The organism is Bradyrhizobium tropiciagri (genome assembly GCF_001189845.1).
Taxonomy (GTDB): domain Bacteria; phylum Pseudomonadota; class Alphaproteobacteria; order Rhizobiales; family Xanthobacteraceae; genus Bradyrhizobium; species Bradyrhizobium tropiciagri.
Window position 1 is genome coordinate 18,420 of record NZ_LFLZ01000096.1, and the last position, 9,636, is coordinate 28,055.

Genomic DNA, 9,636 nt, shown 5'->3' on the forward strand with positions numbered 1-9,636 from the left:
GCCTGCGGGGAGAGGCCGGATCGCATGGAATGCGATCCGGGTGAGGGGGAGTCTCCGCGAACTCCTCGGCCAGTTGAGTTCGTTGCTAGAGGCCCCTCACCCTAGCCCTCTCCCCGTAAGAACGGGGAGAGGGAACGAAGCGCGTCAGCGGAGGACGTGATGACTGTCTCGATACGGTGTCATGCTACCGCATTGCTGCTTTGCATGGGGTTGTTTTCGATATTTTGTGGGAGGCGCGTATGACCGCGCAGCCATTGCTCGACGTCAGCGACCTCACCGTCGAGTTCTCCACCCGCCGCGGCATCGTGAAAGCCGTGCAGCACGTCAACATCTCCGTGGCCAAGGGTGAGACCGTCGGCATCGTCGGCGAGTCCGGCTCCGGCAAGTCGGTGACATCTTATGCGGTGATGCGGATCCTCGATCGGGCGGGGCGGATTGCTGAGGGCTCGGTGATGTTCTCCGGCATCGACGTCAAGTCGGCCTCGGAGAGCCAGATGCGCGATCTGCGCGGCCGCGAAGTCTCGATGATCTTCCAGAATCCGCGCGCCGCGCTCAATCCGATCCGCAAGGTCGGGCACCAGATCGAGGACGTGCTGCGCCAGCATGTGCAGCAGGCCCAGGTCACCGACCGCGGCGAGAAGGCGATCGAGGCGCTGGAGCAGGTCAAGATCGCGCGGCCGCGCGAGCGCTATCATGCCTATCCGTTCGAGCTGTCAGGCGGCATGTGCCAGCGCGTCGTCATCGCGCTTGCGCTGGCCTGCAACCCGCAGCTCCTGATCGCCGACGAGCCGACCACCGGCCTCGACGTCACCACCCAGAAGGCGGTGATGGATTTGATCGTCGAGCTGACAAGGCGCCGGTCGATGTCGACGATCCTGATCACGCATGACCTCGGCCTCGCCGCCGCCTATTGCGACCGCGTCGTGGTGATGGAGAAGGGCCGCGTGGTCGAGACCGCAAAGTCGGCCGACATCTTCGCGGCGCCCCAGCACGATTATACCAAGAAGCTGATGCGCGCGACGCCGCGGCTCGGGGTGTCGCTCAGGGATTTGTTGCCGGAAGAGGACTCCTTGCCTCTCCCCGCACGCGGGGAGAGGCCGACACGCTCGGCAGCGCACTTGCGCGCCTGAGCGTGGCGGGTGAGGGGGACTCTCCAAGTACTCCGCTCGCGGATATAGCCCCTCACCCCAGCCCTCTCCCCGTAAAGAACGGGGAGAGGGAGCAGCAACCCCTCCTGTCAGTCGAAAAGCTCGTCAAGGAATACCCCCGCCAGCGCGGGCTCGGTGCTCACAAAACTGTTCGGCCGCAAGCCGCCGGTCGAGGAGGACATCTTCCGCGCCGTCGACGGCATCAGCTTCTCGATCGACCATGGCGAGAGCGTCGGACTGGTCGGCGAATCCGGCTGCGGCAAGTCGACGACGTCGATGATGGTGATGCGGCTCTTGGACCAGACCTCCGGCCGCATCGTGTTCGACGGCGAGGACATCGGCGGCATCATGCCGCAATCCTTCGCGCGGCTGCCGCAGCGCAGCCAGATCCAGATGGTGTTCCAGGATCCGACCGACAGCCTCAACCCGCGCTTCACCGCGGCGCGTGCGATCGCGGATCCGATCATGCAGCTCGGCGACATCAAAGGGCGCGACGCGCTCCGCGACCACTGCGAGGAGCTCGCGCGCCTGGTTGGCCTGCCGGTCAATCTATTGGACCGCTTTCCGCACCAGCTGTCCGGTGGTCAGAAGGCCCGCGTCGGCATCGCACGCGCCATCGCGCTGCATCCGAAGCTCGTGATCCTTGACGAGCCGACCGCGGCGCTCGATGTGTCGGTGCAGGCTGTCGTGCTCAACCTGCTGCAGGACCTCAAGCAGTCGATGGGCATGAGCTATCTGTTCGTGTCGCACGATCTCAACGTGGTGCGCCTGTTGTGTGATCGCGTCATCGTGATGCGCGCCGGCCGCATCGTGGAGCAGGGCACATCCGAAGCCGTCTTGGGCAATCCGCAGGATGCCTATACAAAAGAACTGCTGACGGCGATCCCGCATCCGCCGTTGCCGGTTGCTTGACGCATGATCCGGAAAAGTGGGAACCGGTTTTCCGAATAGATCATGCGCAAAATCGTTATTGGGAGCGAAATGACCGATCATCTCGACGACTACGTGAATGCCGCCGCCCGCGCGATGGAGCTGCCGCTGGATGACGCCTGGCGTCCGGCGGTGCGCGCCAATCTCGAGGTCGCGCTGCGGCTGGCGAAACTGGTCGATGACTTCCCGCTGCCCGATGACGCCGCGTCGGCTGCGATCTATTCGGCCTGAGATCGCGATGTCCGAAACTCCCGCGTCCATGTCGGCCGCCGAAATCGCGCAGGCCGTCTCGAGCCGCAAGATCACAGCCGTTGCAGCGACCGGGGCTGCGCTTGCGCGGATCGCTGTGCACGACAAGGTCCTCAATGCCTTCACCGACGTCACCGCCGATCGCGCGCGTGCAAAGGCGCGTGCGATCGATGCGGAGATCGCAGCCGGAAAGTCCGTCGGCCCGCTCGCCGGCGTGCCATTCGCAGTCAAGAACCTGTTCGACGTAGAGGGCCTCTCGACCCGCGCCGGCTCGAAGATCAATCGCGACCTGCCGGCCTCGCCGCGCGATGCGACGCTGATCGAGCGGATGGAAGCGGCCGGTGCCGTGCTGGTCGGCGCGCTCAACATGGGCGAATACGCCTACGACTTCACCGGCGAGAACGCGCATGACGGTCCGTCGCGCAATCCGCACGATCCGGCGCGGATGGCCGGCGGCTCCTCGGGCGGCTCCGGCAGTGCTGTCGGCGGCGCGCTGGTGCCGATTGCGCTCGGCTCCGATACCAACGGCTCGATCCGCGTGCCGTCGTCATTCTGCGGCATCTTCGGCCTGAAGCCGACCTATGGCCGGCTGTCGCGCGCGCGCTCCTTTCCGTTCGTCGCCAGCCTCGATCATCTCGGTCCGTTTGCGCGCAGCGTGAAGGATCTCGCCCTCGCCTACGACGTCATGCAAGGGCCCGACACTGACGATCCCGCCTGCGTCGCGCGGCCGGTCGAGCCCACAATGCCGCTGCTGACCGAAGGCATCAGCGGGCTGCGGATTGCGATCGCCGGCGGCTATTTCCAGCAGAATCTGTTGCCGGAGGCTGTCGAAGCGGTCGCGCGCGTGGCAAAGGCGCTCGGCGCGACGCAGATCGTGGAGCTGCCGGAAGCGGCGCGCGCCCGCGCGGCGGCCTTCATCATCACCACGACCGAGGGCGCCGCGCTGCACCTCGACCGGCTGCGCAAGCGTCCGAACGATTTCGATCCGGCGGTGCGCGACCGTTTGTTTTCGGGCGCGATGGTCCCGGCGGTTCATGTCGACAGGGCGCAGAAGTTCCGCCGCTGGTATCGCGCCAGGGTGCTGGAGCTGTTCCAGTCGGTCGATGTGATCCTGGCGCCGGCAACCCCGTGCACCGCACCGAAGATCGGTCAGGCCAACTTTACGCTCGATGGGGTCGAGCTTCCGGTGCGTCCCAATATCGGTATCCACACCCAGCCGATCTCCTTCATCGGCCTGCCGGTGGCGGCCGTGCCGGTGCCGCTTGAACCGATGCCGATCGGCGTTCAGATTATTGCCGCGCCCTGGCGCGAGGACATCGCGCTGCGGGTTGCCTACGCGCTCGAACAGATGGGCGTTGCGAACGCGCCGGCGCCGAGAGGAATATAGGATGGACATCGATCTTCCCGATGTGGTTGCCGAAGTCACCGCGCAGTTCCAGCGATACGAGACGGCGCTGTTGTCGAACGATGTGGCGGTGCTCGACGAGCTGTTCCGCAACGACAGCCGCACGCTGCGCTACGGCATCGGCGAGAACCTTTATGGTTACGCCGAGATCATGGCGTTTCGCGCCGGGCGCTCGCCGGTCGGCCTGATGCGCAAGATCGACCGTACCGTGATCACGACTTATGGCCGCGACACCGCGATCGCCTCGACGCTGTTCTACCGGGACAGCACTCCGGGTAGGGTGGGACGACAGATGCAGACGTGGATTCGCCTTCCCGAGGGCTGGAGAATCGTCGCGGCCCATGTCAGCGTCATCGACGAGCCCAAAGGCGTTTGAACACGAGCGCTTGAGCCATGAGCCTGGACGATCTTCCGACCCGCGCGCAGCAAGCCACCGAACCCGAGCCGGTCGTGCCGCGCGTCGATCGTCCGTCGTCGCTGGTCGACAAGGTCACGCGCGCCGAAGAGCTGCGCCTGCAACTCGCCGATGAGATCGTGCGCGGCACGCTGCCGCCCGGCGCCGGGCTCGATGAGACCGACCTGGCGCGCCGCTTCAACGTCTCGCGCACGCCGGTGCGCGAGGCGTTGCGGCAGCTGGCTGCGAGCGGCTTGATCGATGCCCGCGCGCATCGCGGCGCAGTGGTGGCGCGACCTTCGCTTGAAAGATTGACCGGCATGTTCGAGGCGATGGCCGAGCTGGAAGCGATCTGCGCCGGCCTTGCCGCCGAGCGGATGATTCCGGCGGAGCGCCATGCGCTGGAGGCGATCCACGAGGAGCTCCGGGTCTTGAGCTACACCGGCAATCCCGAGCGCTTCCACGAGGTCAATGAGCGCTTCCACAACGTGATCTATGCCGGCTCGCAGAACGCCTACATCGCCGAGATCACGCTGGCGACGCGGGTGCGGGTGCAACCGTTCCGCCGCGCCCAGTTCCGCAACCTCGGGCGCCTGGCAAAGTCCCACGCCGAGCACGACCGCGTCGTCGTCGCCATCCTGCGCGGCGACAAAGCGGGCGCTGCTGCGGCGATGCGCGCCCATATCGAGCAGGTGCGCGGGGAATACGAGACCTACGCGGTGTCGGTGTAGCTCTCGCTCATCCCGTCATTGCGAGGAGCGAAGCGACGAAGCAATCCATCTGTCCATCCACGCGGAGATATGGATTGCTTCGCTTCGCTCGCAATGACGAAGGTGAGATATGGCTGCCCCGCAAGAGCGAAGCAAGGGAGCGCACCAGCCTAGCGGCTACACCTTCGCCCTCTCCGCCATGACGCCCGCCAGCCGCCATAGCTCGAAATATCCTTCGCACCGGCGATCGCGGCGGGCTCGACGATGAAGCCTTTGGCTTGCCGCCCATCGGCGAGCCTGATGGTGCCGATCGAAAGCGGCGGCGGGATCGCGGCGACGAATGTTCCGAACGCGGCTGCTGACATCGCCCAGAGCTCGAGCTTGATCGATGCACCCGCGCCGGCCTCGACACGCAGCATGCCGGGTTTCGGTGGCGTGGTGTCGAGCGCGTAGAGCTTGTAGTCCGCTGCGGTGGTGGTCGCTTCCAGGAGTCGCGCGTCGAGCGTCGTCAGCTCGTGGTTTAGCGCCATGCCGGAGAGATGCGCGCCGACCACCGCGATCGTGATCTCGTCGGCGGCGGCCTGCGTGGGGACCGCGGCGAGCGGTGGTTGCGGCAGCGCCTTCGCGCCAAGCGCAAGTCCGGTGTCGGCGTGGAACACGCGGCCGATGCTGGCAAGCTCCGCATCGCAGCCGGCCGGCGCCAGCAGCGTGATGCCGAACGGCGCGCGTCGGGACGCATCGCCGCCGGCAGCGCGAGGCCGCAGAGATCGAGCAGGTTGACGAAATTGGTGTAGGTGCCGAGCCGCGAGTTGAGCTCGATCGGGTTGGCCAGCACGTCGGCGGTCGAATAGACCGTCGGGGCGGTCGGCAGCACGATCGCGTCGAGTTGCGCGAAGGTGCGCGCGGCGACGCGGCGCAGCGCCTGCAGGCGATAGAGCGCGGCGAATGTATCGGCCGCGGTGGGCCGCGCACCGCCGATGGTGATCTCGCGGGTCACCGGATGGATCGCGTCGGGCGACGACGCCAAGAGGTCGCGGATCACGAGATAACGCTCGGCGACCCACGGGCCCTCATAGAGCAGCCGCGCGGTCTCGTAGAACGGCTCGAGGTCGAATTCGACGAGTTCGGCGCCGAGCGCCTGCCAGCGTGTCAGTGCCGCGCCATAGGCCGTCTCGGCCTCGCGATCGCCGAAGAAGATCAGCTGGCCGGACTTGGGAATGCCGAGCTTCAGCTTCGCCGGAAACGCCGCGAGCGGTCCGAGCGGCCGGTCGCGCGAGAACGGATCGGCGTCGTCGGGACCTGCCATGACGGCGAGCGCGGCCAGCGCGTCGTCGACGGTGAGCGAGAACACCGAGATGCAGTCGAGCGTGCGACAGGCCGGCACCAGGCCCGCGTTCGAGATCAGCCCGAGGCTCGGCTTGAGGCCGACAATGTTGTTGAGCATTGCCGGCACACGGCCGCTGCCCGCGGTGTCGGTGCCGAGCGACAGCGGCACGAGGCCCGCTGAGACTGCGACCGCGGACCCCGAGCTCGATCCGCCCGGCACCAGATCGCCCCGCACCGGGTTCTTGGGAATGCCGTAGGGCGAGCGCACGCCGACCAGGCCGGTGGCGAATTGATCGAGATTGGTCTTGCCGATGATGATGGCGCCGGCCGCGCGCAGCCTGGCGACAACAGTGGAATCCTTCGCGGGCAGATAGGAGAATGCCGGGCAGGCGGCGGTGGTCGGCAAGCCCGCGACGTCGATATTGTCCTTCACGGCGACCGGCACGCCATAGAGCGGCAGCGTCGGGTCCGTGAGCCGCGCGGCTTCGGCGAGCGCCTCCTGCTCGTCGCGCAGGCTGATGAAAATGGCGGGGTCGTTGTGCTCGCGAATGCGCTGGTAGCTGCGCGCCACGGTTTGCGCCGGCGTCATGGTCTTGGTGCGGTGTGCGGCAACGATCGCGGCGACAGTTTCAGTCACGTGGTTGGCTCGTCTGTTGAGCGACTGGACATCGGATGCCCGCCGCGAGGGAATTGCAGCCTGATCGAAGCAAGCAATGTGCCATTGTGTACAATTTATCCGCGGTCGCGATGCGGCGAATTATTACACAATATCAGTTGTTTGAAATGCTCGCTGGTCGCTGATGCAAGCTGGCTTGCGAGTGTCGATGCCTAATTTTAGAGCAGGCATGACCAAGCCGAAATCCGGCCGCGGGATCAGTTGAAGCAGGCAAGGATCTGCAGCAGTCGCTCGCGGTTGTCCTTGCCGATCTTCTCGGCGACATGCCGCTCGTGTTCGGCGGCGAGCCGCTTGAACTGCCCCAGCGCGGTCTTGCCGCGCGCGGTCAGATGCAGCGCGTGGGAACGGCGGTCGGTGGCGGACGGGATGCGGCTGACGAAGTCGCGCTCCTCGAGGCTGTCGAGCAGATGCACGAGGCGCGCGCGCTCGATCCCGAGCCGCTTGGCGACCGCCATCTGGCTCAGGCCCGGATTGGCCCCGATCACGGTCATGACCGAATATTGGGTCGGGCGGATATCGACCGTTGCCAACGTCCTGATGAAGTCCTGGAAGATCCAGAGCTGGAAGCGCCGCACCGCATAGCCGGCGTGGCCGACCAGTGCGTCGAGGCCGATGTCGTCACCGGCGTGCGCCCCGCCATTGGTCGCCCGCGCGCGGGGGCGGCGGATTGCCGCTGCCGTTGCTGCCGCCTTGCGCGATGTCTTTTGCCGGATTGCCATGACGGCAAGGCTAGCGCGCCCGAGGCGACAGGGAAAGATTGTTGTTGACGACAACAATTGATGTCCGCAACATTATCGCCAAGGAGCCGGCCGGGAGCGCGGCGCCGCATCATATTGCGGCGATCCCGAAACGACACGGCGAGGAGGAGACCATGACGGCCGTCGGCGGTGACAATCCGAGCAGCCTGTTCGCGGCGCCTGCCATCGTGGCGGATCGACGTGGCGACGGCAGCATCCTGGTCCGTTCCACCACGCCCTTGAAGGAAAGTGCCCGCTGCGTCGGCGACTGGCTGGAGCACTGGGCGCGGCAGGCGCCGGATCGTATCTTCCTCGGCGAGCGCACCGGCACTGAGGCGCCCTGGAGCACCGTCAGCTATCGCGACGCGCTCGGGATCGTACGGCGCGCTGCATCGTGGGTTCTGGCGCAAGGGCTGAGCACCGAGCGGCCGCTCGTCATCCTCTCCGACAACGGCATTGACCACGCGCTGTTCGCGCTCGCCGCCCAGCATGTCGGCGTGCCCTCGGCCGCGATCTCGCCGGCCTATTCCTTGATGTCGAAAGACTTCGACAAGCTGAAGAGCATGATCAGCCTGCTCGATCCCGGCGCGATCTATGTCACGGGCACGAAGCCGTTTGCCGCGGCGCTTGCCGCGATCAAGCCGCTGCATCGCGCCGTCATCGTCAGCGGCAATCCCGAGGACGTTGACGCGCTGGCATTCCGCGCCATTGCAGCGACGCTGGAATTGCCGGACGTGGCAAAAGCCTTTGCCGCGGTGACGCCGGACACGATCGCAAAATTCCTGTTCACCTCGGGCTCGACCGGCATGCCGAAAGCCGTGATCAACACCCAGCGCATGCTGACCTCGAGCCAGCAGGCCAAGGCGCAGACCTGGACGTTCCTCGAGCAATCCGGCGACGATCTGATCATCCTCGACTGGCTGCCCTGGAGCCACACCTTCGGCGCCAACCACAATTTCAACCTGGTGCTGCGCAACGGCGGCACGCTCTATATCGACGGCGGCAAGCCGGCGCCGGGCCTGTTCGCGACCTCGCTCGCCAATCTGCGCAGCGTGGTGCCGACAGTCTATTTCAACGTGCCGCGCGGCTTCGACATGCTGATCGCCGCACTCCGCACCGACGAGGAACTGCGCCGCAAATTCTTCGAAGGCACCAGATTCGCCTTCTATGCCGGTGCGGCGCTGCCGCAGAATCTGTGGGATGCGCTGGAGGAATTGTCGCTGCAAGCGGTCGGCCGCAGGCTGCCGATGGTGTCGGCCTGGGGTTCGACCGAGACCTCGCCGCTGGCGACCGACTGTCACTTCCTTGCAAAACGCTCCGGCAATATCGGCGTGCCGATCCCGGGTACCGAGCTCAAGCTCGTGCCGTCGGGCGACAAACTCGAGGTGCGCGTGCGCGGGCCCAATGTCACGCCGGGTTACTGGAAGGCGCCCGAACTCACCGCGGAGGCCTTCGATGACGAAGGCTTCTACAGGATCGGCGACGCCGTCACCTTCGCCGATCCTGACCGGCCGGATCTCGGCCTGTTCTTCGACGGACGGGTGGCGGAGGACTTCAAGCTCAATTCCGGCACCTGGGTCAGCGTCGGCACCTTGCGCGTCGCCGGCATCGCGGCGCTTGCGCCGCTCGCGCAGGACATTGTCGTCGCCGGCCACGGTCGCGATGAGGTGCGCTTCCTGGTGTTTCCGAACCTTGCCGCCTGCCGCTCGCTGGCCGGGCTGCCCGAAACCGCCGACGCGCAGGAGGCGATCGGCCATCCAGCGGTCCGTTCCGCGATCGGGCAGGGGCTGGCACGGCTGAAAGCGCAAGGCGGCCATTCCTCCGGCCATGCCACCCGTGCGCTGTTGCTGGCCGAGCCCGCCTCGGTCGACGGCGGCGAGATCACCGACAAGGGCTACATCAACCAGCGCGCCGTGCTGACCCGCCGCGCTGCAGCAGTGGCGGTGCTGGAGGACGACGCGTCGTCCGAGCCGATCGCCTGCGCGGGCTGAGGGCCGATAGAGCGGGCTCTAGTGAGGAAGGCACCAGGGGAAGGGTTCCCTCCCCCCTTGCGGGGGAGGG

At 66.5% G+C, this 9,636-nt stretch carries 6 protein-coding genes and 2 pseudogenes; 6 read left to right on the top strand and 2 right to left on the bottom strand.

What is annotated here, in order from left to right; translation table 11 throughout:
• The first annotated feature begins 239 nt into the window (after positions 1–239).
• The 5 genes and pseudogenes from AKN84_RS48435 to AKN84_RS40320 all read left to right on the top strand — a co-directional run bounded on the left by AKN84_RS48435 (position 240) and on the right by AKN84_RS40320 (position 4,857).
• Positions 240–2,060: pseudogene (locus AKN84_RS48435) on the top strand (dipeptide ABC transporter ATP-binding protein).
• 69 nt (positions 2,061–2,129) lie between these two features.
• Entirely contained in the window at positions 2,130–2,309 is a 180-nt protein-coding gene (locus AKN84_RS40305; RefSeq protein WP_050425916.1) for a DUF4089 domain-containing protein, read from the top strand.
• A 7-nt stretch (positions 2,310–2,316) separates the two neighbouring features.
• Positions 2,317–3,714 carry an AtzE family amidohydrolase gene (locus AKN84_RS40310; RefSeq protein ID WP_050425917.1) on the top strand — a complete coding sequence of 466 codons (1,398 nt, stop codon included), beginning with the start codon at positions 2,317–2,319 and terminating at the stop codon, positions 3,712–3,714.
• A gap of 1 nt (position 3,715) precedes the next feature.
• Entirely contained in the window at positions 3,716–4,108 is a 393-nt protein-coding gene (gene hpxZ / locus AKN84_RS40315; protein ID WP_050425918.1) for an oxalurate catabolism protein HpxZ, read from the top strand.
• Between the two features lie 17 nt (positions 4,109–4,125).
• Positions 4,126–4,857 (top strand): GntR family transcriptional regulator, encoded by a 732-nt coding sequence (locus AKN84_RS40320; RefSeq protein WP_050425919.1) that lies wholly within the window; start codon positions 4,126–4,128, stop codon positions 4,855–4,857.
• 149 nt (positions 4,858–5,006) lie between these two features.
• Here AKN84_RS40320 and atzF read toward each other — a convergent pair.
• Together atzF and AKN84_RS40330 are read right to left on the bottom strand one after the other, a co-directional pair.
• Positions 5,007–6,799: pseudogene (atzF, locus tag AKN84_RS40325) on the bottom strand (allophanate hydrolase).
• A gap of 236 nt (positions 6,800–7,035) precedes the next feature.
• Positions 7,036–7,557, bottom strand: a complete 522-nt coding sequence (locus tag AKN84_RS40330) for a MarR family winged helix-turn-helix transcriptional regulator (protein ID WP_128971595.1) — start codon at positions 7,555–7,557, stop codon at positions 7,036–7,038.
• Positions 7,558–7,709: 152 nt separating this feature from the next.
• On the opposite strand from AKN84_RS40330, the gene AKN84_RS40335 reads away from it, so the two are divergent.
• Positions 7,710–9,566 (top strand): feruloyl-CoA synthase, encoded by a 1,857-nt coding sequence (locus AKN84_RS40335; protein ID WP_050425923.1) that lies wholly within the window; start codon positions 7,710–7,712, stop codon positions 9,564–9,566.
• Positions 9,567–9,636: the final 70 nt, after the last annotated feature.

Bases quoted from the DNA above. Each gene is read 5' to 3' on its own strand.
- AKN84_RS40305 (WP_050425916.1), top strand. From the start codon at position 2,130: ATGACCGATCATCTCGACGACTACGTGAATGCCGCCGCCCGCGCGATG.
- AKN84_RS40310 (WP_050425917.1), top strand. From the start codon at position 2,317: ATGTCCGAAACTCCCGCGTCCATGTCGGCCGCCGAAATCGCGCAGGCC.
- hpxZ (WP_050425918.1), top strand. From the start codon at position 3,716: ATGGACATCGATCTTCCCGATGTGGTTGCCGAAGTCACCGCGCAGTTC.
- AKN84_RS40320 (WP_050425919.1), top strand. From the start codon at position 4,126: ATGAGCCTGGACGATCTTCCGACCCGCGCGCAGCAAGCCACCGAACCC.
- AKN84_RS40330 (WP_128971595.1), bottom strand. From the start codon at position 7,557: ATGGCAATCCGGCAAAAGACATCGCGCAAGGCGGCAGCAACGGCAGCG.
- AKN84_RS40335 (WP_050425923.1), top strand. From the start codon at position 7,710: ATGACGGCCGTCGGCGGTGACAATCCGAGCAGCCTGTTCGCGGCGCCT.